The following is a 24,445-nucleotide window of genomic DNA, read 5'->3' as shown; positions in this document are numbered from 1 at the left end:
CGCGAGTGGTGGGAATGAACCGGCGCGCCAGGCGTCCCATGGATAATCAATAACGACCGCTCGGGGGTTACCTGATGAAGAGACTGCAATGGATGATGGCCGGATGCCTGTGGCTGGTCATGGCCGCTCCGCTGAGTGCCGACGCGGGGAGTGAGGTCGAGGTCCCGGGGCCGAACGAGCGCCTGAGTGATGCCCGCACCAGCGACCTGGAACGGGTGGACGAACTGCAGCCGGTGCGTGTGGCGGAAGACGTGTACGCGATCATCGGCTCCATCGACGGGCGCAGCTACGACAACCTCGGGCTGACCATGAATCTGGGCTTCGTGGTGACCGACGAGGGGGTGGTGCTGATCGACTCCGGTCCGTCGTACGCCTTTGGCGAGATGCTGGAGGCCGCGATCGGCGAAATCACCGATCAGCCGGTCACCCATGTCATCGGCATCGGTTCGCAGGATCACCGCTGGATGGCCGATGGCTATTTCCGCGAGCAGGGGGCCGAGCTGATCACCCTGGAACGTACGGCCGAGACCCGCAGGGATTTTGCCGATGATCACATTGAACGCATGTCGGGGATCCTCGAAGACCGTTTCGAGGGCACCGAGGCCGTGGTGACCGACGAGCCGCTGGAAGGCGACCGCCACGAGCTGAAGATCGGCGGCACCGCATTCCATCTGGAGTTCTGGGCGGATGCCCATTTCCCCGGCGACGCGGTGGTGTACCTGCCGCAGACCGATGTCTTCTTCTCCGGGGACATGGTCTATCTCGATCGCATGCTGGGCATCCATCCGTGGAGCGATCCGGTGGCCTGGCTGACCGCGGTGGAAAAGCTGGAAGAGAAGGCACCGGCCGCCGTGGTGCCCGGCCACGGGGACGTCGCGGGCATGGATCTCGTGACCGCCGAAACCGGGGACTACCTGCGGTTCGTAATCAGTGGCGTGGAACAGGCGCTGGAAGACTGGGCCTCGCTGCAGGAGGCGGTGGACGACCTCGGTGATGCCCCGCAGTTCGAGCATCTGGAACATTTCGGCGACTGGCATCGGACCAACATCAATCGAACCTATCTCTTCATGGAGTAGGCGTTTCGGGTTTCCGGTTATCCCACCATTCGCGAGGTTCAATGTGCGGTCGATTCCGTGGTCCCGGACGGGGCGTGCGCTGCTGTGGCTGGTCCTTCTCCTCCTGCCGTCGGGTCTGCTGGCCGACGACGCGGCGGAGGAGTTCTCCATCGAACTGGATGGCGGGGATCTGCTGGAGGTAGAGACCCTCGGCGAGGCCGAAGGCACGGGTCCGCTGTTCATCTGGCTGATCCCGGCCGCCGAGCATCTGGATGCCCCGCGCGAACTGCTGGGCGAACTGGCGGAGCAGGGCGCCACGGTGTGGGTGGTGGACCTGCTCGATTCGCTGCTGCTGGAACGCTCGAGTTCCACCGTGCGCGGGCTGGAGGGCAAGCCCACCGCGGCGCTGCTGGAGGAGGCCGGGGCGCAGGGTTATGCCCCGGTGACCCTGGTGGCCTCCGACCGCATGGGCGTGCCTGCGCTGCGCGGGCTGCGCGAATGGCAGGCGGCGACGGACGATCCGGATGCCGTGGCCGGGGCGATCCTGCTGTTCCCCAACCTGTATCGCGGCACCCCCGCCGCCGGCGATGACCCGGAGCTGTTCGGGATCGTGGACGCAACCAACATGCCGGTGGCGGTGTTCCAGCCCGCCGACGGGGCCCATGCGGCCCGCCTGCCGGAACTGATGCGGCATCTGTACGCGGCCGGCAGCCCGGCGCTGGCGCGCATCATCGCCGGCGAGCGCGACTACTACATGCGCCCCGACGAGGCGGGCAGTGACGCAGTCGAGCGAACTCCGCAGCAGCTGCTTTCGACGGCGCGCGTGCTGGCGGGCCTGCCGCGCCCGGGACAGGTCGCCGAACTGGACGAGGAGCGCGACCAGCCGCTGGGCAGCGAGCACGGGATGGTCGAGCGCGAGCCCGAGGAGCCGCCCGGCTACGAACTGACCGCCGCGCGCGGCGAGACCCACCGGCTGGAGGATCGTGCCGGTCAGGTGACGCTGGTGAACTTCTGGGCCAGCTGGTGCCCGCCCTGCGTGCACGAGATCCCGTCGATGAACCGCCTCGAAGGCTCGTATGACGAGGACGAGTTCGCGATCGTGTCGATCAATTTCCGCGAGTCGCCCGAGCACATCCTGGAATTCATGGAAGAGGTCGAGGTCGATTTCCCGGTGCTGATGGACGAGGATGGGGCGGTCTCGCAGGAATGGGGCGTGTTCGCCTTCCCCAGCTCGTTCCTGCTGGACCGCGAGGGCCGGGTGCGGTATTCCGTGAACGAGGCCATCGAGTGGGACACCGACGAGGTGCGTGAAGTGATCGACGAGCTGCGCGACGAACCCGCCCCTGACGCCACGCCCTGAGCCCCCGTCCCGAGGAGATCCCTTGATCGACCTGCGCCGCCTGCTGCCCCTGCTGATCCTCGCCCTGCTGGCCGTGGCGATCGCGGGCACCCTGTGGATGGGGGATCGCAGCGAAGATACCGCCGCCCCGCAGCCCGTGCCGGGCGATCCGGCGGAGCGAAAGGGGGCGCTGGTCGACGAGGTGGTGTTCACCGTGGAATCCGACCCCGGCCGCATCACCGCGCTGATCGAACGGGGGTCGCACCACCTGTTCGGCCAGGGGCTGGATTCGGCCACGCTGTTCCGCCAGATCCAGGCTTCGCCCGCGGTGGGGCATCATTTCTCGCGCGGTTCGGTGGCCGAGCTCACGCTGAATCCGGCCGAGTTCGAGGACGGCCAGCTGAACCCCTTCGCCGATCGCGAGATCCGCGAGGCGATGAACTGGCTGGTGGATCGCAGCCATATTGCGGAAGAGCTGTATGGCGGGCTCGCCACGCCGCGTTATCTCCCGCTGAACACCGCCTTTCCGGACTACGCACGCCTGGCCGGACCGGCGCGCGAGCTGGAGATCCGTTACCGCCACGATGCCGAACGCGCGCGCCGGGTGATCGGCGAACGCATGGAGGCGCTGGGCGCGGAGCGACGCGACGGTCGCTGGTTCCATGACGGCGCGCCGGTCCGCATCCGCGTGCTGATCCGCACCGAGGACAACCGCGAGCGGGTGGGCGACTACGTGGCCAACCGGCTGGAGGACCTCGGTTTCGAGACCGAGCGGCTGTACCGCACCGCGGACGAGGCGACGCGCCTGTGGATCGCCAGTGATCCTGCCGCCGGCCGCTGGCACGTGTATACCGGCGGCTGGATATCCACGGTCATCAACCGCGATGTCGGCGGCGACTTCAACTATTACTACACCCCCCGCGGGCGCCCCGATCCCCTGTGGCAGGCCTACGATCCCGATCCCGAACTGGACGAGCTCGCCGAGCGCCTGGAACGCCGCGAGTATCAGTCCGTGGAAGAGCGCGAGGAGCTGATGGCGCGCGCGCTGGAGCTGGCCATGAAGGATTCGGTGCGCATCTGGCTGGTGGATCAGCAAAGCGTCTGGCCGCATGCCGCGAACCTCGAGGTGGCGGTGGATCTGGCCGGCGGCGTGACCGGCTCCGGCCTGTGGCCCTATACCCTGCGTTTCCGCGACGGCTTGGGCGGACGCGTGGTGGTCGGCACGCCCAGCATGCTGACCGAGCCCTGGAACCCGGTGGCCGGTTCCAACTGGATCTTCGATCAGATGATCCTGCGTTCCCTGTCGGACCCGGCGGCGCTGGCCGATCCGTTCACCGGGCTCTATCGGCCGCAGCGCATCGCGCGCGCCCGGGTCACGGTGGAAGAGGACGCGCCGGTCGGGCGCACCCTGGACTGGTTGGAGCTGGAGAGTGTGGAGCGCATCGAGGTGCCCGGCGATGCCTGGCTGCGCTGGGACGCCGCGGAAGGGCGCAAGGTGACGGTGGACGAGGCCGAACCGGAGGGCCTGACGGCGCGTTCGCGCACCGAGATCGAATTCCACGACGGGTACCTGGATCGCTACTGGCACGATGGTTCCCGGGTCTCCGTCGCCGACATGATCCTGCCGTGGATTCTGACCTTCGAACGTGCCGACGAGGACAGCGCGCTGTTCGATCCGGGGCATGTACCCACGTTTTCGGTCTATGAGCGGCATTTCCGCGGCTGGCGCATCACGGATACCGACCCGCTGACGGTGGAGGTCTACAGCGATCAGGTGTTCCCGGATGCGGAGAACCTGGTGGCCAACCGCGTGCCCGCCACCCAGCCCTGGCATGTGCTGGGGCTGGGGATCGAGGCCGAGCGCCAGGGCGATCTGGCCTTTTCCACCGGTCAGGCCGACCGGCGCGGCGTGGAGCAGACCAACCTGGTGGGCGGGCCGGCACTGGAGATCCTGCGCGACTACCTGCGCGCGGCGCACGCGGCGGAGCGGCTGCCGTTCGAGGAGACCCTGAGCGAGTGGGTCGATCCGGAGGAGATCCGCGAACGCTACGCGGCGCTGGAGCAGTGGCAGGCCGAACGCGGCCATTTCTGGGTCGGCGACGGGCCGTTCTACCTGCACCGCGTGCGCGCGGTGGAGGGCAGTCTGGTGCTGCGCCGCTTCGAGGACTTCCCCGATCCGGCGGACAAGTGGCTGCGCTTTGCGGAGCCGCGGATCCCCGAGGTCAGCGTGGATGGCCCGCTGATCGCCGAGCTGGGCGAGGCGGTCAGTCTGGATCTCGACATCCGCTTTGGCGGCGAGCCGTATCCGCATGAGGACATCGACGAGGTGCGCTGGATGCTGTTCGATGGCGACGACCGTCTCGCGCGGCGCGGCGAACTGGAGCCGGATGCGGACGGGCGCTGGCGCCTGGATCTGGATGCGGAGATCCTCGACGTACTGGGTACCGGGGCCAACAGCCTGGAGTTCGCGGTGACCGCGACGCCGGTCGCCCTGCCGGCCTTTGCCACCCATGCGTTCGCCACGGTGCCTGGCGGTCGGGTGCCGCAACCCCGGGCCGAACCAGCGGAGCAAGGCGATGACTGACGGGGCCGTCAACGCCGCCCGACGCGGCTGGCTGCGCGATCTGCGCCGCCTGGCCGTGTTTACCGGCAAGCGCCTGCTGGCGCTGCTGGTGACGGTGCTGATCGGGGTCTACCTGACCATCGTGATCGCCAACATGGGCGGGCAGGTGGATGACCTGCGGCTGGCGCAGATCGAGACCGCGGCGGCCGAGGCGGTGCGTGCGGATCCGGCGTTTCATGATCTGCCCTCCGCTGAGCGGACCGAGCTGGTCGAGCAGCAGGTGGCGCTGGAGGTGGAGCGCCTGCGCCTGGACGAGCCCTTCATCTGGCGCAGCTTCGACTATCTCTACCAGGCGATGATCCTGGACCTGGGGCGGGCCGAGGAGATGCATTCCGATGCCGGCTCGCGCCAGGTCTTCAACATCATCGCCGAACGCCTGCCGGCCACCCTGCTGCTGTTCGGCACCGCCAACCTGCTGGTGTTCTTCGTCGCGGTGTTTGCCGCCCTGGGGCTGTCGCGGCGCTACGGCTCGGCGCTGGATCAGAGCGTCATCGGCCTGGCGCCGAGCTCGGCGGCGCCGGGGTGGTTCTACGGCATCTTCCTGATCCTGCTGCTGGCGTTCATCTGGCCGCTGTTCCCGGCGGGAGGGATGGTCTCGGTGCCACCGCCGGAGGACGGCTGGGCCTACGCCGCCAGCGTGCTCCGGCACATGGCGCTGCCGGTGCTGGCGATGTTCATCTCGCAGATCTTCATCTCGATCTACTCCTGGCGCACCTTCTTCCTGATCCATTCCAGCGAGGACTACGTGGAGATGGCGCGTGCCAAGGGGCTGCCGGACCGCATGATCGAACAGCGCTACATCCTGCGACCGACGCTTTCGCCCATCGTGACCAGCTTCCTGCTGATGCTGATCGGGCTGTGGAGCGGCGCGATCATCCTCGAACAGGTGTTCAACTGGCCGGGGCTGGGCACGCTGCTGTTCGAGGCCATCGGCCATCGCGACACCCCGGTGATCATCGGATCGGTGGTGATCTTCGCCTACCTGCTGGCCATCACCGTGTTCGTGCTGGATTTCCTCTACGCCATCCTCGATCCGCGCGTGCGCATTGAAGGAGGCCGTTCATGAGCCCCTGGAGCGAGGGCCTGCGCCGGCTGCGACGCTATCCGTCGGCGGTGGCGGGGATGCTGATCATCCTCGCCCTGCTGGGCACGGCGATCTACGCGGTTACCGCCATCCCGTACAGCGAGGCGCAGAAGCTCTGGCGCGGCGGCGAGGTCTGGCAGGATCTGCCGGTGAATGCCGCACCGGTGTGGACGGACCGGCTGTTCGGCGGCAACGCGCCGCGCACCGTGAAGGCCGGGAGCGAGGCGGCCGAGCGGGAATTCGCGGCCTTTGACGGCGGACGCATCGAGGAGCAGACCCTGCGCTTCGACTTCCCCTATGACGATTTCCCGGGGGAGATCAACCTGTTCCTGCAGGCCGAGTTCGAGCAGCGGCCGCCGTTCGTGCGCATGAGCTGGCACCGGCCCGACGGCAGCGAGGTGGCCCTGGGCTCGCGGCGGGTCAGTGCCGAGGAGCGGGTGTCGATCTCCCAGGACCAGGGCCTGGAGGGGCGCCTGGGGCATGCCCCGCAGGTTGGTCTGTTCAGTGACGCCGATGTCGAAGACCCGGAACCCCGGGTCCTGCCGGGGACCTACGAGCTGGTACTGGAAACCGTGCATTTCGAGCCCGAAGGCCGCATGGACGCCGAACTGGTGGCCTACGGGCAGGTCCACGGGCTGTTCGGCACCGACCATCAGCGCCGCGATCTGTCCGTGGCCCTGCTGTGGGGCACGCCGGTGGCGCTGGCGTTCGGCCTGATCGCCGCGGTGGGGACCACCATCACCACCCTGATCATCGCCGCCGCCGGCGTGTGGTACGGCGGCTGGGTGGATGCCGCGATCCAGCGCCTGACCGAGGTCAACATCATCCTGCCGCTGCTGCCCATCCTGGTGATGGTGGGCACCCTGTATTCCACCAGTATCTGGCTGATGCTGGGCGTGGTGGTGGCCCTGGGGATCTTCTCCGCCGGGATCAAGATGTACCGCGCGATGCTGCTGCCGATCCGCCAGGCCCCGTACATCGAGGCGGCGCGCGCCTACGGGGCCAGCAGCCCGCGGATCGTGCTGCGCTACATGGTGCCGCGCATCCTGCCGGTGCTGATCCCCACGTTCGTGACCCTGATCCCGACCTACGTCTTCCTCGAGGCGTCGCTGGCGGTGCTGGGCCTGGGGGATCCGGTGCTGCCGACCTGGGGCAAGGTGCTGCACGACGCCCAGGCCCAGTCGGCCCTGTACCACGGGTTCTACTACTGGGTGGTGAGCCCCGCGGCGCTGCTGATGCTGACCGGACTGGGTTTCGCCATGCTCGGTTTCGCCCTGGATCGCGTGTTCAACCCCCGGCTGAGGAACCTGTGATGACGGTGGCGGCCAACCCCGACAGCCCGTTGCTGGAGATCGAGGACCTGCGCATGCAGTACCGCACCGAGCAGGGCCCGGTGAACGCGGTCGACGGGGTCGATCTGGAGATCCGCCGCAACGAGGCGCTGGTGGTGCTGGGCGAGTCCGGCTGCGGCAAGTCCTCGCTGGCCAAGGTCCTGCTGCGCACCCTGCCGCGCAATGCCGGGCGACCCACCGGCCAGGTACGCCTGGACGGGCGCGACGTGCTGGGCCTGTCCGAGGAACGCTTCCGCCGCGAGGTGCGGTGGACCCGCATCGCGCTGGTGATGCAGGCGGCGATGAATGCGCTGAACCCGGTGGTGCGGGTGGGCGAACAGGTCGCCGAGCCGCTGCGCATCCATCGCGGCTGGTCGCGGCGGGCGGCCATGGCCCGTGCGGCCGAGGCATTCGAGGAGGTCGGCATCGCCACGGACTTCCTGCAGCGTTATCCGCACGAGCTGTCCGGCGGCATGCGCCAGCGCGCGGTGCTGGCGATGGCGCTGGTAACCGACCCGGACCTGGTGATCCTCGACGAGCCCACTTCGGCGCTGGATGTGCTCACCCAGGCCTCGATCATGAACGTGCTCAAGCGCATCAAGCGCGATCGTGGCACCAGCTTCGTGCTGATCACCCACGACGTGGCCACCTCCAGCGAACTGGCCGACCGCGTCGCCCTGATGTATGCCGGGCAGGTGGTGGAGGAGGCGTCCGCCGAGGCCTTCTTCACCGCCCCCGCGCACCCCTATTCGCAGATGCTGATGGCCTCGGTGCCGCGGCTGCGCCAGGAAGAACCGCCGGTGCCCATTCCCGGGCGTCCGCCCAGCCTGCAGGATCCGCCGACCGGCTGCCGCTTCGCCGAGCGTTGCCCGCGGCGGTTCGAACGCTGCGCCGAGGACCCGGCGGTGTTCCACCCGGATGCGCGCCATCGCGTGCGCTGCTGGCTGCATGACGCGGGAGGGACCGGATGAACACCCGTGCCCTGAATGAACCGCTGCTGGTCGCCGACGACCTGCAGACCCATTTCGAGCTGCGCCAGTGGGGCTTCATCCGCACCGGCACCGTGCGCGCGGTGGACGGGGTGCGTTTCACCCTGGATGCCGGCGAGGCCGCCGCGGTGGTGGGCGAGTCCGGCTGCGGCAAGTCCTCGCTGGCGCGCACCCTGCTGGGGCTCAACCGGCCCACCGGCGGGGCGGTGCGCTTCGAGGGACAGTCGCTGGCCGATCTGAAGGGAGCCGACCTGAAGGCGTACCGCGCCCGGGTGGGGTACGTGCAGCAGGATCCCTACGGCGCCCTGCCGCCGTTCATGGACATCCGCCGGGCGCTGGAGGAACCGCTGATCGTGCACGGGATCGGCCCGCGCGCCGAGCGCGAACGGCGCATCGATGCGGCGCTGGAGGAGGTCGGGCTGACCCCGGTGGCGCAGGTGCGCGGCAAGTTCCCGCATCAGCTCTCCGGCGGGCAGCAGCAGCGGGTGGTGATCGCCCGCGCCCTGCTGCTGCGGCCGAAGCTGATCATCGCCGACGAACCGGTGTCGATGCTGGACGCCTCGGTACGGGTGGAGATCCTCGACCTGCTGCATCGCGTGCAGCGCGAGCACGACATCGCGTTGCTCTACATCACCCACGATCTGTCCACCGTGCGTCACTACGCCGGGCGGGTGATGGTGATGTACGCCGGCCGCATCGTGGAGCAGGCGCCGGTGGACGCACTGCTGGACGCCCCGCAGCACCCCTACACCGAGGCGCTGCTGTCGGCGCTGGCCGACCCCGACCCCGCCAACGCGCGGCAGATGCGCGAGATCCCCGGCGGCGAGGCCCCCAGCCTGGTCAGCCCGCCGCCGGGCTGCCGTTTCCATCCACGCTGCCCGCAGGCCATGGCCGGCGTCTGCGAGACCCGCGACCCGCCCGATTTCCGGCCCGCACCGGACCACCGCGCCGCCTGCTGGCTGCGCGAACCGGAGTAAACGGCGCTCTCCGCCCGGGGGCTGCTACCATGATTCCTGCACTGAATCTCGCAACGGAGCAGGACCATGACGGAACCGACGGTACTGCGTCGCGCCCTTGAAGACCTCGACGGACTGGACTTCGTGGTACTGATCGGCAGTCGCGCGAGGGGCGATGCGCACGAGCAAAGCGACTGGGACCTGGCCGTACAGTGGTCGGACGCCCCTGATGATGCCCTCGACGCTTTCGCGCGGGACGAGTCCCTGCGTCGCCGGATTGCGGCCGCGTTGGGCACCCACGACGACCGGGTCGACATCGTCAATCTGGAGCGGGCCGGACTGGCCATGCGGGCCGTGGTCGCCGAGGAGGGCATTCCGGTGGTCGGCGAGGATCGACCGCCATGGGCGTGGTTCCTGACACGTACCTGGCGCGAGCTGGAGTTCTGGGAATGGGAGCGTGAGCATGCAGCTTGAGCTCTATCTCCAGGAAGTGCGGCATCTGGCCGGCCGCCAGAGGGCCGTGCTGGACGAAGCCGCCGAACGCCTCGAGGACGGCGGGTCATTGTCGCCGCTGGAGGAGAACGGGGTTCTCCACGCGTTGCAGGTGCTGGCCGAGAATGCCATCGGAAAGGCGAAACACATGCTCAAGGCCGCAGGGCAGCCAGTCCCGGTGTCCGCGCACGACGCCTTCCAGGCACTGGCCGGGCTCGGATTCGTGGATCCGGCGGAGGTGCCCCGCTGGAACGCGATCGTCGGGATCCGCAATCGCATCGTGCATGACTATCTCAATCTCGACATCGGATTGATTCTCGAGCTCGTTCGGCGAGGCGAACACCAGTTCATCCACGATTTTCTGGTAGCGGACTTGCCCGAATCCCTCCGGCCCCGGTCCTGAAGCCCGAGCCTCTGAACGAAAAAGGGCCCGGACGGAGACGTCCGGGCCCTTTTGTGCGCCCGCCGGTCGGGGCGGGCGCGGGGTGTTTGCCGGGCTGGCCTCAGCTGAAGGCTTCGCCCGGCTTCACGCCCAGGGCCTTGAGGATCATGGCCAGCGGGCAGAAGCCGGTGAAGGCGGACTGCAGCAGGTTGAGGCCGACAAAGCCGGTCAGCAGCAGCCACAGCGGGCTGAACTGCCAGGCCAGGATGGCACTGATGATGATGACGGTGCCGGCAAACGCCATGACGATGCGGTCGATGCTCATGGGGATCTCCTCCTCGTATATCGATTTCTTCTAATGTACAGCCGTCGCCGGGCGTCCACAAGGGAGGCACCCGGCGTGGCCCGGTGCTCCGGCGCGCGCGAACGGACTCAGCGCTCCTCGATCGGCACGTACGAGCGCTCGGGATACCCCGTATATAGCTGACGCGGGCGCCCGATGCGCGATTCGGGGTCCTGCATCATCTCGTTCCAGTGCGAGATCCAGCCGACCGTGCGGGCCAGGGCGAAGATTACGGTGAACATGTTCAGCGGGATGCCCATCGCGCGCAGGATGATGCCGGAGTAGAAGTCGACGTTGGGGTAGAGCTTGCGCTCGATGAAGTAATCGTCCTCCATCGCGATGCGTTCGAGTTCCATGGCCACGTCGAACAGCGGCTGGTTGTCGGCGCCCATGTCGCCCATCTCTTCCAGCAGTTCGTGGCACATCTTGCGGATGATCTTCGCGCGCGGGTCGTAGTTCTTGTACACCCGGTGGCCGAAGCCCATCAGGCGGAAGGAGTCGTTCTTGTCCTTGGCCCGGGCGACGAACTCCTCGACGCTCTTTCCGCTGTGCACGATCTCCTCGAGCATGCGGATGACCTTCTCGTTCGCGCCGCCGTGCAGCGGACCCCACAGCGAGGCGATGCCGGCGGAGATCGCGGCGAACGGGTTGGCCTCGGAGGAGCCGGACAGGCGCACGGTGGAGGTCGAGGCGTTCTGCTCGTGGTCGGCGTGCAGGATCAGGATCAGGTCCAGCGCGCGCACGAACACCGGGTTCGGCTGGTAGGGCTCGCTGGGCACGCCGAACATCATCGACAGGAAGTTGGCGGTGTAGGACAGGTTGTTGTCCGGGTACATGAACGGCTGGCCGTTGGCGTACTTGTACGACCAGGCGGCGATGGTCGGCATCTTGGAGATCAGCCGGTGCGCGGCGATGCGCCGGTGTTCCGGGTTATGCACGTCCACGTTGTCGTGGTAGAAGGCCGACAGCGCCCCGACCACGCCCACCATGATCGCCATCGGGTGCGCGTCGTGGCGGAAGCCGTCGAAGAAGCGGCGCACCGCCTCGTGCAGCATCGAGTGCTCCTTGATGATGCGCGAGAAGTCGTGCAGCTCGTCGGAGGACGGCAGGTCGCCGTTGAGCAGCAGGTAGCAGACCTCCAGATAGGTGCTCTCGGAGGCGAGTTGCTCGATGGGGTAGCCGCGATACAGCAGGGTACCTTCGTCGCCGTCGATGAACGTGACGTCCGAGCGGCAGCTGGCGGTCGACATGAACCCCGGATCGTAGGTGAAGTAGCCGAGCTCCTTGTACAGCGCGCGGATGTCGATGCAGTTGGGCCCGTGCGAACCCTCCTGTAGCGGCAGCTCGATGCTCTTGCCGGTGGAGTTGTCGGTCAGCGTGACGGTCTTGCTCATGGAACGGCCTCGCGTGGAATCGATGATGGCGACCAGACCCGAATGGTAAACCAATCGTTCCGCGGCCACAGCCGCACATGAAAGCGACTCGAGCGCGAGCGTGCACATGGTTCAGCGTTTCCTAGGGAAACGCTGAACCATGTGCACGCTCGCGTTGGCACCCCGGGTTTTCCGAGACAAGGCGCGTCGCGCAGCGGGTAGTGGTTCTACCCGCAAGCGGCGCAACGCAGGATCGGGGAACCCGGGGCGCCAACCCCGAAGGGGCTCGGCCGCTTTTGCGCGCGCACGGCGTTGCGGCTCCCTTGTGCAGAATGACTGCACGGCGGTCGCCGCGCCTTGTTCGCACGCAAAAGCGACTCGAGCGCGAGCGTGCACATGGTTCAGCGTTTCCCTAGAATCCGGGACATGGAACGAGATGCCGAACACCAGCGCCTGCAGGGCGTGCTGCAGACCCACCCCGAGCTGGAGCTGGTGATGCTGTTCGGCTCGCTGGCCCGCGGCACCGCGACCGCCGACAGCGATCTCGACATTGCCGTAAGCGCCGGTGCCCCGCTGGACGTGGAAGCCCGCATCCGGCTCATCGACGAGCTGGCCCTGGCCGCCGGTCGCCCCGTCGACCTTGTCGATCTCACCCGCGCCGGCGAGCCGCTGCTCGGGCAGATCATGACCACCGGGGTGCGCCTGTGGGGCAGTGACGAGGCCCAGGCCCGCTTCCTGACCCGCCATCTCTTCGATCAGGCCGATTTCCTGCCATATCGTGATCGCATCCTCGCCGCGCGGAGGGATGCATGGATCAACGGGTGATCGAACAGAAGATCGAGACCCTGCGCTACTGCGTCGAGCGCGTGGCCCGGCGTTGCCCGGGCAATCCCGATGAACTGGCGTCCGATCCGGATGCCCAGGACATCATCGCCCTGAATCTGGCGCGCGCTGTCCAGCAATGCGTCGATGTGGGCGCCCACCTGCTCATATCCAGTGCCTATCCTCCGCCGGACACCATGGGGGAGACCTTCGAGCGGCTGGCGGAGGCCGGGGTCATCGACGCGGCGCTGGCCGAACGGCTGCGAAAGGCGGTCGGCTTCCGCAACATTGCCGTGCACAACTACGAGCGGATCAATTGGGACATCGTGCATGCTGTCTGCTCCCGCCATCTCGATGATTTCCGCGATTTTGCGCGCGCGGTGCTGACGCGGCTGGACTGAGCCGGTTCAGCGGGTGTGGCGCTGGCGCAGGAGGTCGCGTTCGGCGAGGTGGGGAGTGCGCTGCAGACCCTCGCCCGGGTGGCGCAGGGCGCGGCCGGTTTCGATCGCGGGGTGATGGTCCCGCAGGGCCGTGCGGATCTCGGCGTGGCGACGTTCCAGGGCGTCGGGGCCGGTGTCCACCAGCAGCAGGCCGAACCGGTTGCCGGCGATACGCGCCACACGGTCGCCGGGGAGCAGCAGGCCCTGCAGGATCGGCCCGAGCTCGGCCAGCAGCCGGTCGCCCTGGCCGATGCCCGCCTCCCGGTTGATGGCCTCCAGATCGGTGACCTCCGCGAGGACCACCGCGCAGGGCTGCCCGTTGCGCTGGCAGCGTTCTTCCTCGCCTTCCAGGGCCATGTCCCAGCCGCGTCGGTTCAGGGTGCCGCTCACCGGATCGGAGCCGGGCAGCAGGGCCGTGGCCTGGCGTTCGCGGTCGAGGATGTCGTTTTCGCGCTGCAGGGCCAGCAGGTGGCCTGCGGTGTCGGCCAGGGCCTCCAGGGCGGTGTAGCGGTCGTGGAGCTGCGGGTCCACGGGCTCGGGGTGCACGCCGCACAGGGTGCCGAACAGGTTCCCGTCGCGGTCGTGCAGCGGAAAACCGACATAGGCGCCCACCGGGAGCTGGTGGTTCACCGGCGCGTCGCGATAGACCGGGATCCCGCTCGTATCCGGGGCGATGGACGGGGCGTCGCCACAGGCCATGTGGATGCAGCAGGAGCCGTGCCAGTCGAGGACGACGCCCGGGGCGATCGTGTCGCCCTGGTCCAGGGCGTGCAGGATGATCCAGTCGCGTCCTTCGACCCGGGTCAGCAGCCAGGTGTCCAGCGGGGCTATGGCGTACAGCGCGTCCATCAGCGAACGGACGGCGCCGGAGAAGGCGTCGGTGCCGGGCTCGGCGTGCTGCGGCGGGCGGGGATTCGGGGCTTCCATGCGCGGATTCCGGGTCGGGTTGTCGGGGGGATCGGCCGTGATGATCAGAACCGGGGCAGGTCCGGGTGCGGTGGTTGCGCCGAGCGCACGTGCTGGCGGCCGAATTCGGCGCAGCGTGCCAGCGTGGGCACCGCCTTGCCGGGGTTCAGCAGACCGTGGGGGTCGAATGCGCGGCGCAGGGCATGGAACTGCTCCAGCTCGGCGGAGGCGAACTGCACGCACATGCCGTCCAGCTTTTCCACGCCCACGCCGTGCTCGCCGGTGACCGTGCCGCCCACGGCCACGCACAGCTCCAGGATCGCCTCGCCGAAGGCCTCGGCGGTCTCGATCTGGCCCGGCTGGCTGGCGTCGTAGAGGATCAGCGGGTGCAGGTTGCCGTCGCCGGCGTGGAACACGTTGCACACGCCCAGGCCGTGTTCGGCGGAGAGCGCATCGATGCGTTCGAGCACGTACCCGAGCTGGTGGCGCGGGATGGTGCCGTCCATGCAGTAGTAGTCGGGCGAGATGCGGCCGGCCGCGGGGAAGGCGGCCTTGCGCCCGGCCCAGAAGCGCGCGCGCTCGGCATCGTCCTGCGCGGTGCGGACCTCGGTCGCGCCCAGCCCCAGCAGCTTCTCGCGCACGAACATCACGCTTTCGGAGACCTCGCTGTTGCTGCCGTCCAGCTCGCACAGCAGGATGGCCGCGGCATCCACCGGATAGCCGGCATGGACGAAGTCCTCGGCCGCGCGGATCGCGGCGTTGTCCATCATCTCCAGACCCGCGGGGATCAGTCCGGCGGCGATGATGCCGGCCACCGCGGTGCCGGCGGTCTCCACGTCGTCAAAGCTCGCCATCAGCACCTGGGTGCGTTCGGGGCGTGGCAACAGGCGCACGGTGACCTCGGTGACGATCCCCAGCATGCCCTCCGAGCCGATCAGGAAGGCCAGCAGGTCCAGGCCCTCGGTGTCCAGGGTCTTGCCGCCGACACGGATGACCTCGCCGTCCAGGGTCACGAACTCCAGCCCGGTCACGTTGTGGACCGTGAGGCCGTATTTCAGGCAGTGCACGCCGCCGGCGTTTTCGGCTACGTTGCCGCCGATGGAGCAGGCGATCTGCGACGAGGGGTCGGGGGCGTAGTACAGCCCGGCAGGTGCCGCGGCCTCGGAGATCGCGAGGTTGCGCACGCCCGGCTGGACCACCGCGCAGCGGTTGTCGGCGTCGATCTCGAGGATGCGGTTGAAGCGCGCCATCGACAGCAGCAGGCCCTCGGCGCTGGGCAGCGCGCCCCCGGACAGCCCGGTGCCCGCACCGCGCGGCACCACCGGCACGCCGTGCTCGCGACAGGCCTTCAGGCACAGCTGGAGTTGTTCCATGCTGGCGGGCAGGGCGACCGCGCCGGGAACCTCGCGAAAGGCCGAGAGGCCGTCGCATTCGTAGGCACGGCGCTCGCTTTCCTCGACGATCAGGGCCTCTGGCGGCAGCTGCTCGCGCAGGGTCGCGATCACGGCGGCCAGACCGGCCTGCGGGGGCGTTACGGCACTCATGCCCGCGATGGTAGACCGTTGCCCGCCGGCCGGGACAATTCCGCAGTTTCCGGAGGGCTCACGCGAGCCGGTCCAGGGGGAAGGCGCGGGCGTCGCGCAGGGCGGCGGCCAGGTGGGTGGCGTAGTGGTCCACCAGGGCCGCGCCCTCGGCGGCGGTGGCCGCTGCCGCATTCCCGGTGGTGCCGGCGGGGTTGAGGTCGCCGGCCAGCCAGGCGAATCCGGCCGGGCCCTCCGGGCGCAGGACCTCCAGCGAGGCCTCCAGCTCCTCGCCCAGCGAGCCCGCGTGGCGCGCCTCGGCGTCGTGCACGCTGGCGGGCGCCAGATGGCGCATCATCGCCGTCTCGATGCGCCCGCCGTGCAGGCCATGGCGTTGTTCGGCGGCCGGGATGCCGGCCTGCGCCGGCGGATCCTGGAGAAAGTAATGATGCCGCACGATCAGCATGCGGTGGCGGCGGCGCAGTTCCAGCGCTGCGGTGTCGGCCACCGCCCGGTTGCCGCCGTGACTGTTGTGCAGCACCAGGCGGCGCACGCCGGCGCCGGCCACGGCCCGGCCGGTTTCCACCAGCACGCGGATGGCGGTCTCCGGTGTCAGGCTGAGGGTGCCGGCGAAGCGGGCGTGTTCGGGGCTGGCCAGGATCGTCAGTGGCGGCAGGGCCAGCAGGGGGAAATCCGCGGGAAGCTGCGCCCACGCCGCCTGCAGCAGGCCCTCGCCGATGCGCAGGTCGGTGTCCAGCGGCAGATGCGGCCCGTGCTGTTCGATGGCCGCCAGCGGCAGCACGGCGACCGGGTCGCGGCCGGCCAGTTCGGCGGCCTCGGCGGTGGTCAGGTCCTGCCAGCGGGGCAGGGGGCGGGGTGCGTCAGGATCGGGCATGCGGCATGCGCAGGCGGGCGTAGAGATCGCCGGAGCCGTAATCCGCGGCGTGGGCCTCCAGCCACAGCCGCACCCGGCCCCGGTCCTGCCAGCGGGCGAAGCGGTACTCGCGCTGCTCGCCGGCGATCACGTTGAATTCGTAGTCGCCCAGCTCGGCCAGGCGTTCCATGCCGGCGATTGCGATGTCCAGCGCGCCGGCGACGAACTCCAGCGACAGCGCCGGGATCGGCTGTGACAGCCCGGCCAGCACCTCGACTTCATAACCTTCGGCGTCGATCTTGCAGAACGCCGGCATGCCGTATTCGGCGATCAGGTCGTCGAGGGTGATGACCGGCACCTGCACATGATCTTCCCAGCGCACGCGGCGGAAGCCGTCGTTGCGCCGCGGCAGCTCGTCGGTCCAGCGCGGAGACAGCGTGGAGACCGTGGGGGTCCGGTGGCTGATGTACAGGTCGGCCGTGCCGGGTTCGGCGCCCACCGCCTCGCCGCGCACGGTTACGTTGCGCCGCCGGCCGGGCCCGCGCTCGAGCCAGCGGCGCAGGGCAGGCTGTGGCTCCACCGCGATCACGTGGCCGCCGAGGCGGGAGAAGGCCAGCGTGCGATCCCCCAGATGGGCGCCGATGTCGAACACCCGGTCGTCGCGCCCGATGAACGGACGGTACAGCCGGCGCAGGGCCCGCTGGCGCCCGGGGCGCCGGTAGATCGCCAGCGAGCGCAGCAGGCCGAGGGTGGCGTTCAGCCGCTCGCGAGCGGCCGGAGACGGGTCGGGATTCGGGGGCGCGTCCATGCTTCCCAGCTTAGGGAAACGCGGATCCATGTGCACGCCCGTCCGGCCCTGTTCGCCTGCAAGCAGGCTCTTACGGACGCGCAGCGGCTGGGTCGGGAGGGTTCGGCAGCAGATCCTGTGCAGCCCGTTCCAGGCGGTCGCGCGTTTGTTCCAGCAGGGCCACGAGTTCGAGCGCCTGCTGCAGTGCCTCGGCGAACTCCTCCCGGATCCGGGTTCAGTGCCACAGAACAACCCCCTGTTCGCGCGCACGGTCGTGGATGGGCTGGTGCCGGGTATTGGGATCGACGATGAGGACGTCGATGTGCTGATCGCCGAGCGCCCTTTGCAGGCGAGCCGTGTAGCGGGCCGCCATCGCCGCCCGGTTTTCCACCGGGCGGGGCGTTTCCACCAGCAGGTCGATATCGCCACCGCGGGCCGCATCGTCGACGCGCGATCCGAACAGATAAACGGTACAGTCCCCGAACAGTTCGCGGGCGGTGTGGTGGATCGTTTTACGCTGGTCTTCGCTCAATCGCATCGTGGTCCTCCGGGTCCCGGATGGGATTGTAGGCCGAGCGCGGGCCGGAACGCTCGGGTGCGGGGCCGGTCCCAATGGACATTGCGTATTCTGCCTGGAGAAGCTTGATGAGGCTGTTTCCGAAGTGTGAGTGGCGGACCCTCGTGGCGCCGTCGTTGCTGGCCCTGACGGCCACCGTGTTCGCTCTGGGGGCCTCTGCACCCCATGCAGATGTGCCGTCGGGCGCGGATTGTGTGCAGCCCGGACAGTGGGCCACGCCGGAGGGCGAGGACGTGGATGCCGCGGAGCTGTTTGCCGAACTGGCCGGCGCCGATGCGGTGCTGCTGGGCGAGACCCACAACCGCATGGACCACCATCGCTGGCAGGTCGGGACCCTGGCGGCGCTGCACGGTCAGCGCCCGGATATGGTGATCGGTCTGGAGATGCTGCCGCGCTCGGCGCAGCCGGTGCTGGATGACTGGGTGGCGGGTGAACTGGACGAGGAACAGTTCCTGCAGGAAAGCGACTGGTACGAGCACTGGGGTTTCAACCCGCGGCTGTACTGGCCGATCCTGCATTTCGCGCGGGTGCACAACGTCCCGCTGGTGGCGCTGAACGCCGAGCGCGACCTGGTGCGTCGCCTGGGCCACGAGGGCTGGGACAGCGTGCCCGCCGACGAGCGCGACGGGGTCTCTGCCCCGGCCGAACCCGCCGAGGCCTATCGCGAATACCTGGAGGAGGTGCTGGCGCGCCATCCGGCCGCGCCGGGTGACAGTGATGCGTTCATCGGCACCCAGCTGGCCTGGGACCGGATGATGGCCGCGGCCATCGCCGACGTGATCGAGGCGGGCGGTGACGAGCCGCCTCTGGTGGTCGGGATCATCGGTTCCGGGCATCTGGAATACGGCTACGGCGTGCCGCATCAGCTGGCGGACCTGGGCGTGGACAACGCCCCGGTGCTGCTGCCGCGCGAGCCCGACGGGGCGTGTACGGGGCAGGACCCGGAGCTGGCGCGGGCGGTGTTCGGCGTGCAGGGCGGCGAGCGCTTCCAGCCGCTGACCCCGATCCTGGGGGTGCAAATGCAGCGCCCCGAAGAGGGCGAAGGGGTGGAGATCCGCGGCGTGATGCCCGATTCGGTGGCCGGCGCCGCCGGCATCGAGAGCGGCGACCGTCTGGTGGAGGCCGGTGGCCGCGCGGTGGAGACGCCGGCCGATCTGCAGCGCATCGTGCAGGGGGTGACGCCGGGCACCTGGTTGCCGCTGGTGCTGGAACGCAACGGCGGGCGCGAGGAGGTGATCGCGCGTTTCCCCTGGCAGGAGAGCGCGGGGGCGCGGCCGGCCGCGGGGAACGGTCACTGATGGTCCGCCTGCGGCGTACCCCGGGGCACAATCGGCCCGGCACCGCCGCGCTGGCGTGCCTGCTGAGCGTGCCGCTTGCGGGGTGGGCGGCACCGGTCGTCGCCGGCGACCCGCCCGCCCGCGAACTGACGATCGAACTGTTCCCCGCCGAGCAGCGGCTGCAGGGGCGTCTGAGCCTGCCCGCCGCGATGCTGGAAGACGCGGACGGGGAGCTGCGCTTTCGCTTCGCACGCGGTTTGCGGGTGGACGCCGTGGAGCGGGGCGGGCACGCGCTGAACCACGAACACAGCGACGCGGGATACCTGCAGGTGACGCTCGATGGCGACGGGGGCGGCGACGGGGATGTCGCCGGGGACGTCGCACGCGGGCCGCTGGTCATCGAATACCGTGCCCGGCTGCAGGCCCCGGAGGACGCCGGCTCCGGGGGCGGATTCCTCGGTGCGGCCGGCGGCTTCCTGCCGGCGGGGGCCGACTGGTATCCGCGGCGGCCGGACGCCGAACCGGCGCCGGTGCGCCTGGAGGTGCTTGCGGCCGATGGCCATCGCGTCGTGGCCTCCGGGTCCTGGCGCGAGGAGGCCGCTGAAGACGCGGCCACCGGGGACGCGGACGCGGAGGGCGTGACCCGGGCGGTGTTCGAGCATCCCGGCGGCCGCGCGCTGGCGCTGGCCAGCGGCCCCTGGGAGGAGGGGCGCAGCGAGACCGCCGATGGCGTGGAGGTGCGCACCCTGTTCCCGGCGGAGCTGGAGGACGCGTTCGGCGCGACCTACCGCGAGAAGACCGTGGAATACCTCGAGCGCTTCAGCGACCGGATCGGGCCGTATGCCTTCGACAGCTTCACCGTGGCGGCCAGCCCGGCGCCGGTGGGGCTGGCCTTCTCCGGATTCACCCTGCTGGGCGAACGGGTCATCCCGCTGCCGTTCATCCCGCACACCTCGCTGGGGCACGAGGTGTTGCACAACTGGTGGGGCACCGGGGTGTATGCGGATCGCCGTCAGGGCAACTGGACCGAGGGCCTGACCACCTTCATGGCCGATTACCGGTTTGCAGACGAACGCGGCGAGGCGCGCGAGGAGCGGGGCCAGTGGCTGCGTGATTATGCCGCCCTGCCGGAAGACGAGGATTACCCGCATGGCGAGTTCGTCGGTGGCAATGCCGGGGCCGACCGCATCGCCGGTTATCACCGCGGCGCGATGCTGTGGCGGATGCTGGAGGACCGCATCGGCGAGGAGGCGCTGCATGCGGGGCTGGCCGATTTCTACGCGGAATATCGTTATCGCGAAGCCGCCTGGCCGGATCTGATCGCGGCGGTGGACGCGGCGACGGACGATGATCTGGAGCCGTTCTTCGAGCGGTGGGTCGGGCGGGTCGGCGCGCCGCGCATCGAACTGCGCGAGGTGCAGGCCCGTGACGATGGCGGGCGCTGGCGCGTGACCGGCCGCCTGGAACAGGCCGATGCCGATCATCCGTGGCGGGTGCGCGTGCCGCTGGTGGTCGAGTTCGCGGAGGATGAGGGCCGGGAGACGCACTGGGTGGATCTGGAGGAGGCCGCGACCGATCTGGAGCTGGCACTGACCACCGACGCGCGGCCCGCGCGCATCGCCGTGGACCCCGACTGGCGCGTGTTTCGCCACCTGGCGGCGGAGGAGTACCCGCGCATCCTGCGCGAGGCGCAGCTGGATCCCGCGACCCGCGTGATCGCCCCGGACGGCGCTGCCCCGGCGGAACTGGCCCCGTGGCTGGGCCGGGTGCCGGAGACGGCGGAACCGGATGCCGATCCCGATCCCGATTCTGATTCCGCTTCCGGGGCCGGGGCCGGGGCCGGGACCGATGCCCCGCGGGTGCTGCTGGGTTCGCGCGCGGCGGTCGCTGAATGGCTGGGCGACCGCGGACTGCCGACGCGCCCGCAGGAGGCGCACGCGGATACGGACGACCTGCCCGATGCCGCAGCCGATGTCGGGGCCCTGGCCTGGACCGTGCCCGAGACCGGCATCACCGTGATTGCGGCCGACTCGGCCAGTGAGCGGCGTGCACTGGCGGGTGCGCTGCGACACCGCGCGCAGGAGAGCTATCTGCTGCAGGACGATGGCGAGCTGGTGGCGCGCGGGCTGTGGCCGGTGCCGGGGCCCTGGCGGGCGCTGGCGGATTGAGCTCCCGGCCCGATCAGTACGGCAGGCGCTGGTGTTCGAAGTCGAACAGCCCGCCGGAGTCCTCGGGACCGAGGGCGTCCAGCACCTCCAGCAGCGCGCCGGTCGCGCGTTCCGGCGTCAGCACCTCGGGGGCGCGGGCGCGGTAGGGCTCCGACAGCGGGGTCTCCACCGTGCCCGGCTGCAGCGCCGCCACCACCGCCCGGCGATGGCTGAAGCGCAGTTCCAGCGCCGTGGTGCGCACGATCTGGTTGAGCGCGGCCTTGGAGGCGCGATAGCTCAGCCAGCCGCCGGAGTGGTTGTCGGCGATGGAGCCCACGCGCGCCGACAGCGTTGCCAGCACCGCCTTGCGGTCCTTCGGCAGCAGCCCCGCGAAGTGCCTGAAGATCAGCGCCGGGCCGATGGCATTGACCGCGAAGGCCTGCGTCATCACCGCCGGGTCCAGCTCGCGCAGGCGCTTTTCCGGCCGGTTGCCGTCGATGGTGAGCACTCCGGTGGCGTCGATGATCAGGTCCCACTCGGGGGCCTGATCCGCCAGCCATGCGGCCGCGTGGCGGATGCTGTCCTCATCGGTGAGCTCCAGCGGCGGGTCGGTGGAGCGGCCCAGCGCCACGACCTGCGCGCAGTTCGGGTCGTTCTCCAGATGGGTGACGAAGGCGCGGCCGAGGCCGCCGGTGGCGCCGATCACCACGGCGCGGAAGGGGTGTACGAGTGAGTCCATGTGGCTGTGACCACAGGCATCGCGATTCGATCCGTTCGCCCTTGCATGGCCTGTACCGGGACCGGGTCGTGTATGCTCTGCGCCGAGTGCAGACGGGAATCCGCGCATGAATTTCCTCCATACCCTTGGCCACGCCGCTCGCAACCTGGCCCCCATCGTGATCGTGGTGGCGGTGTTCCAGATGTTCGTGCTGCAGACGGTGCCCGAGGGCGTGCTGTCCATGGCCATCGGTCTGGTGATCGTGGTCTTCGGGGTGGCGCTGTTCCTGCAGGGGCTGGAGATGGGGATCTTCCCCATCGGCAAGAACCTCTCCAACGCGCTGGCGCGGCGCGGCTCGCTGATCCTGCTGATGGCCTTCGGCTTTACCCTGGGCTTTGCCACGGTGATCGCGGAGCCGGCGCTGATCGCCGTGGCGGAACAGGCCGAGGTCATCTCCGAGGGGCACATCCAGGGCTTCATCCTGCGCCTGATCGTGGCGCTGTCGGTGGGCGCGGTGGTGGCGCTGGGCATCCTCCGCACCGTGCTCGGCCACCCGCTGCACTGGTACATCCTCACCGGCTACGTACTGGTGGTGCTGGTCACCTTCTTCGCGCCCGAGGAGATCGTGGGCCTGGCCTACGACTCCGGCGGCGTCACCACCAACATCGTGACCGTGCCGCTGGTGGCCGCGCTGGGGCTCGGGCTGGCCGCATCGCTGGCCGGGCGCAACCCGCTGCGCGACGGCTTCGGCCTGGTGGCGCTGGCGGTGATGGTGCCGATGATCACGGTGCAGCTCTACGGCATCGTGGTGTTCGCCGGCGCCGACATCGACGGCCCCGCGCCGGGCGCCGGCGACGATGCGGCCATGGACGCGGATACCGATCTCCCGGGCACCGACGAGGCCCACTGGCTGCGGGCCATGGGCATGGACCTGCTGCTGATGCTGCGCGACGTCGCGCCCATCATCGGCGTGATCGTGGTGTTCCAGTACTTCGTGCTGCGCAAGCACATCCCGTATCTGCCGCGGGTCATCTTCGGCTTCGTGCTGGTGGTGTTCGGCCTGTATGCCTTCGTGGTCGGGCTCAAGATGGGGCTGTTCCCGATCGGCGAGAGCATGGCGGAGCAGCTGATCGCCAACGACCAGTTCGTGTGGGTGTACCTGTTCGCGTTTGCGATCGGCTTTGCGACCACCATGGCGGAACCCGCGCTGATCGCGATCGGCCAGAAGGCGGAGGAGGCGGCCAAGGGCTCGCTGAAGGGCAGCGCGATCCGCATCCTGGTGGCGCTGGGCGTGGCCGTGGGCATCACCATCGGGGTGCACCGCATCCTCAGCGGGGATTCCATCCACCTGTACATCATGGCCGGCTACGTGCTGGTGATCGTGCTGACCATCCTCGCGCCCAAGGACATCGTGGCGCTGGCGTTCGACCTCGGCGGGGTGACCACTTCGGAGGTCACCGTGCCGCTGGTCACCGCACTGGGGATCGGTCTGGCCACGCATCTGGAGGGGCGCAACGTGCTGATCGACGGCTTCGGTCTGATCGCCTTCGCGTCCATCTTCCCCATCGTGACCGTGATGCTCTATGCCATCGTGGTCGACCTTTACGAACGCTGGGTCCGCAAGGACAGGAGGGACGAGGCATGAGATTTTCGGCGCTGGTGGCGGTGCTGCCCGACGAACTGGAACAGAAGGCCGTGGATGCGGCGCGCGAGGCCGGTGCCGCCGGCGTGACCATCATGGATGCGCGCGGCATCGGCGCGGAGGCGCGCAAGACCTTTCTCGGCATGACCTACGAGGGCAGCCAGTCGGTGTTGCTGTGGATTCTGGAGAAGCGCCTCGCGCTGACGGTGCTGAAGTCGCTGTTCCGCGAGCTGGGGCTGGACGAAGACCCGCGCGGGGTGGCCTTCATCACGGACATCTCGCATCTGGCGGGCATCGACCGGCGGCAGATCGACCGCTTCGAGGAACAGGTCAAGGACGAAATCTGACCCCAACTCCGACCGGAGGGAGACTTCATGCTGGTTCGCGACATCCTGACCGAGAAAGTCATCACCGTGGCCCCGCTGGCCCCGCTGCGCGAGGCCATGCAGCTGATGCGCGACAACAACGTGCGCTCGCTGGTGGTGGACAAGCAGCACCCGCACGATGCCTACGGCATCATCACCTACACCACCATCCTCAAGACCATCGTGGCCGAAGAGGGCGACATCGACCTGGCCAACGTGTACGACGTGGCCACCAAGCCGGTGATCACCGTGCCCGCGGAGATGGACGTCAAATACGTGGCGCGGATGATGGTCAACATGGACGTGCGTCGCCTGGTGGTGCTGGAGGGCAACCAGCTGGAGGGCATCGTCACCACCAGCGACATCGTGGGCTCGATCCTCGGCATGCTGGACGAGGTCTGAC

The 24,445-nt window shown here is 69.2% G+C and carries 24 protein-coding genes; 16 read left to right on the top strand and 8 right to left on the bottom strand.

Features of this window, described 5'->3' with window-relative positions; all coding sequences use genetic code 11:
* The first annotated feature begins 92 nt into the window (after positions 1-92).
* The 9 genes from F787_RS0102180 to F787_RS0102140 all read left to right on the top strand — a co-directional run bounded on the left by F787_RS0102180 (position 93) and on the right by F787_RS0102140 (position 10,272).
* Positions 93-1,076 (top strand): MBL fold metallo-hydrolase, encoded by a 984-nt coding sequence (locus F787_RS0102180; RefSeq protein ID WP_019590169.1) that lies wholly within the window; start codon positions 93-95, stop codon positions 1,074-1,076.
* Positions 1,077-1,119: 43 nt separating this feature from the next.
* Complete coding sequence (locus tag F787_RS0102175; protein ID WP_028491189.1) at positions 1,120-2,415, top strand: TlpA disulfide reductase family protein; 1,296 nt, start codon at positions 1,120-1,122, stop codon at positions 2,413-2,415.
* Positions 2,416-2,437: 22 nt separating this feature from the next.
* On the top strand, positions 2,438-4,978 hold the full coding sequence (locus F787_RS0102170) for an ABC transporter substrate-binding protein (protein WP_028491188.1): 2,541 nt from the start codon (positions 2,438-2,440) through the stop codon (positions 4,976-4,978).
* Entirely contained in the window at positions 4,971-6,083 is a 1,113-nt protein-coding gene (locus F787_RS0102165) for an ABC transporter permease (RefSeq protein WP_028491187.1), read from the top strand. The genes F787_RS0102170 and F787_RS0102165 overlap by 8 nt, the downstream gene beginning before the upstream one ends.
* A complete protein-coding gene (locus F787_RS0102160) occupies positions 6,080-7,414 on the top strand; it encodes an ABC transporter permease (protein ID WP_019590173.1) in 1,335 nt (444 codons plus the stop codon). Before F787_RS0102165 ends, F787_RS0102160 begins: the two co-directional genes overlap by 4 nt.
* A complete protein-coding gene (locus F787_RS0102155) occupies positions 7,414-8,403 on the top strand; it encodes an ABC transporter ATP-binding protein (protein WP_028491186.1) in 990 nt (329 codons plus the stop codon). The genes F787_RS0102160 and F787_RS0102155 overlap by 1 nt, the downstream gene beginning before the upstream one ends.
* Positions 8,400-9,398: an ABC transporter ATP-binding protein gene (locus F787_RS0102150; protein WP_028491185.1), complete on the top strand. Its 999-nt coding sequence runs from the start codon at positions 8,400-8,402 to the stop codon at positions 9,396-9,398. Before F787_RS0102155 ends, F787_RS0102150 begins: the two co-directional genes overlap by 4 nt.
* Positions 9,399-9,464: 66 nt before the next feature.
* Positions 9,465-9,851, top strand: a complete 387-nt coding sequence (locus F787_RS0102145) for a nucleotidyltransferase family protein (RefSeq protein ID WP_018871289.1) — start codon at positions 9,465-9,467, stop codon at positions 9,849-9,851.
* Positions 9,841-10,272 (top strand): DUF86 domain-containing protein, encoded by a 432-nt coding sequence (locus tag F787_RS0102140; RefSeq protein ID WP_018871288.1) that lies wholly within the window; start codon positions 9,841-9,843, stop codon positions 10,270-10,272. The genes F787_RS0102145 and F787_RS0102140 overlap by 11 nt, the downstream gene beginning before the upstream one ends.
* 100 nt (positions 10,273-10,372) lie before the next feature.
* Here F787_RS0102140 and F787_RS0102135 read toward each other — a convergent pair whose 3' ends face one another.
* Positions 10,373-10,576, bottom strand: a complete 204-nt coding sequence (locus tag F787_RS0102135; protein WP_018871287.1) for a DUF2892 domain-containing protein — start codon at positions 10,574-10,576, stop codon at positions 10,373-10,375.
* Between the two features lie 107 nt (positions 10,577-10,683).
* Positions 10,684-11,988 carry a citrate synthase gene (locus tag F787_RS0102130; protein ID WP_026279629.1) on the bottom strand — a complete coding sequence of 435 codons (1,305 nt, stop codon included), beginning with the start codon at positions 11,986-11,988 and terminating at the stop codon, positions 10,684-10,686.
* A gap of 405 nt (positions 11,989-12,393) precedes the next feature.
* On the opposite strand from F787_RS0102130, the gene F787_RS0102125 reads away from it, so the two are divergent.
* Positions 12,394-12,792, top strand: coding sequence for a nucleotidyltransferase domain-containing protein (locus F787_RS0102125; protein ID WP_018871366.1), 399 nt, complete (start codon positions 12,394-12,396; stop codon positions 12,790-12,792).
* Positions 12,777-13,190: a DUF86 domain-containing protein gene (locus tag F787_RS0102120; RefSeq protein WP_028491184.1), complete on the top strand. Its 414-nt coding sequence runs from the start codon at positions 12,777-12,779 to the stop codon at positions 13,188-13,190. Before F787_RS0102125 ends, F787_RS0102120 begins: the two co-directional genes overlap by 16 nt.
* Before the next feature lie 6 nt (positions 13,191-13,196).
* On the opposite strand, the gene F787_RS0102115 is transcribed toward F787_RS0102120, so the two are convergent.
* The 5 genes from F787_RS0102115 to F787_RS0102095 form a co-directional block, all read right to left on the bottom strand.
* On the bottom strand, positions 13,197-14,156 hold the full coding sequence (locus tag F787_RS0102115; RefSeq protein ID WP_028491183.1) for a GGDEF domain-containing protein: 960 nt from the start codon (positions 14,154-14,156) through the stop codon (positions 13,197-13,199).
* A 44-nt stretch (positions 14,157-14,200) separates the two neighbouring features.
* Positions 14,201-15,679, bottom strand: coding sequence for an FAD-linked oxidase C-terminal domain-containing protein (locus F787_RS0102110; protein WP_028491182.1), 1,479 nt, complete (start codon positions 15,677-15,679; stop codon positions 14,201-14,203).
* 58 nt (positions 15,680-15,737) lie between these two features.
* Complete coding sequence (locus F787_RS0102105) at positions 15,738-16,550, bottom strand: creatininase family protein (protein WP_028491181.1); 813 nt, start codon at positions 16,548-16,550, stop codon at positions 15,738-15,740.
* On the bottom strand, positions 16,537-17,337 hold the full coding sequence (locus tag F787_RS0102100) for an FkbM family methyltransferase (RefSeq protein WP_019021018.1): 801 nt from the start codon (positions 17,335-17,337) through the stop codon (positions 16,537-16,539). The genes F787_RS0102105 and F787_RS0102100 overlap by 14 nt, the downstream gene beginning before the upstream one ends.
* A 214-nt stretch (positions 17,338-17,551) precedes the next feature.
* Entirely contained in the window at positions 17,552-17,854 is a 303-nt protein-coding gene (locus F787_RS0102095) for a nucleotidyltransferase domain-containing protein (protein WP_028491180.1), read from the bottom strand.
* 272 nt (positions 17,855-18,126) lie between these two features.
* Here F787_RS0102095 and F787_RS0102090 point away from each other — a divergent pair, with 272 nt between their 5' ends.
* Positions 18,127-19,191, top strand: a complete 1,065-nt coding sequence (locus tag F787_RS0102090) for a ChaN family lipoprotein (RefSeq protein WP_028491179.1) — start codon at positions 18,127-18,129, stop codon at positions 19,189-19,191.
* Positions 19,191-21,338, top strand: a complete 2,148-nt coding sequence (locus tag F787_RS0102085; protein WP_028491178.1) for a M1 family metallopeptidase — start codon at positions 19,191-19,193, stop codon at positions 21,336-21,338. The genes F787_RS0102090 and F787_RS0102085 overlap by 1 nt, the downstream gene beginning before the upstream one ends.
* A gap of 13 nt (positions 21,339-21,351) precedes the next feature.
* Here F787_RS0102085 and F787_RS0102080 read toward each other — a convergent pair whose 3' ends face one another.
* Entirely contained in the window at positions 21,352-22,056 is a 705-nt protein-coding gene (locus tag F787_RS0102080; RefSeq protein WP_028491177.1) for an SDR family NAD(P)-dependent oxidoreductase, read from the bottom strand.
* 106 nt (positions 22,057-22,162) lie between these two features.
* On the opposite strand from F787_RS0102080, the gene F787_RS0102075 reads away from it, so the two are divergent.
* Genes F787_RS0102075 through F787_RS0102065 form a run of 3 tightly spaced genes read left to right on the top strand, consistent with a single transcriptional unit; the run spans position 22,163 to position 24,444 of the window.
* A complete protein-coding gene (locus F787_RS0102075; protein WP_028491176.1) occupies positions 22,163-23,680 on the top strand; it encodes a DUF1538 domain-containing protein in 1,518 nt (505 codons plus the stop codon).
* Positions 23,677-24,024 (top strand): hypothetical protein, encoded by a 348-nt coding sequence (locus F787_RS0102070; protein ID WP_018871355.1) that lies wholly within the window; start codon positions 23,677-23,679, stop codon positions 24,022-24,024. Before F787_RS0102075 ends, F787_RS0102070 begins: the two co-directional genes overlap by 4 nt.
* A 27-nt stretch (positions 24,025-24,051) precedes the next feature.
* Positions 24,052-24,444, top strand: coding sequence for a CBS domain-containing protein (locus F787_RS0102065; protein ID WP_018871354.1), 393 nt, complete (start codon positions 24,052-24,054; stop codon positions 24,442-24,444).
* The last annotated feature ends 1 nt before the right edge of the window (position 24,445 follow it).

Source organism: Thioalkalivibrio sp. ALE19 (assembly GCF_000428605.1).
GTDB lineage: Bacteria > Pseudomonadota > Gammaproteobacteria > Ectothiorhodospirales > Ectothiorhodospiraceae > Thioalkalivibrio.
The sequence above is the reverse complement of the archived record's forward strand: the minus strand, read 5'-3'. Positions and strand labels throughout refer to the sequence as shown.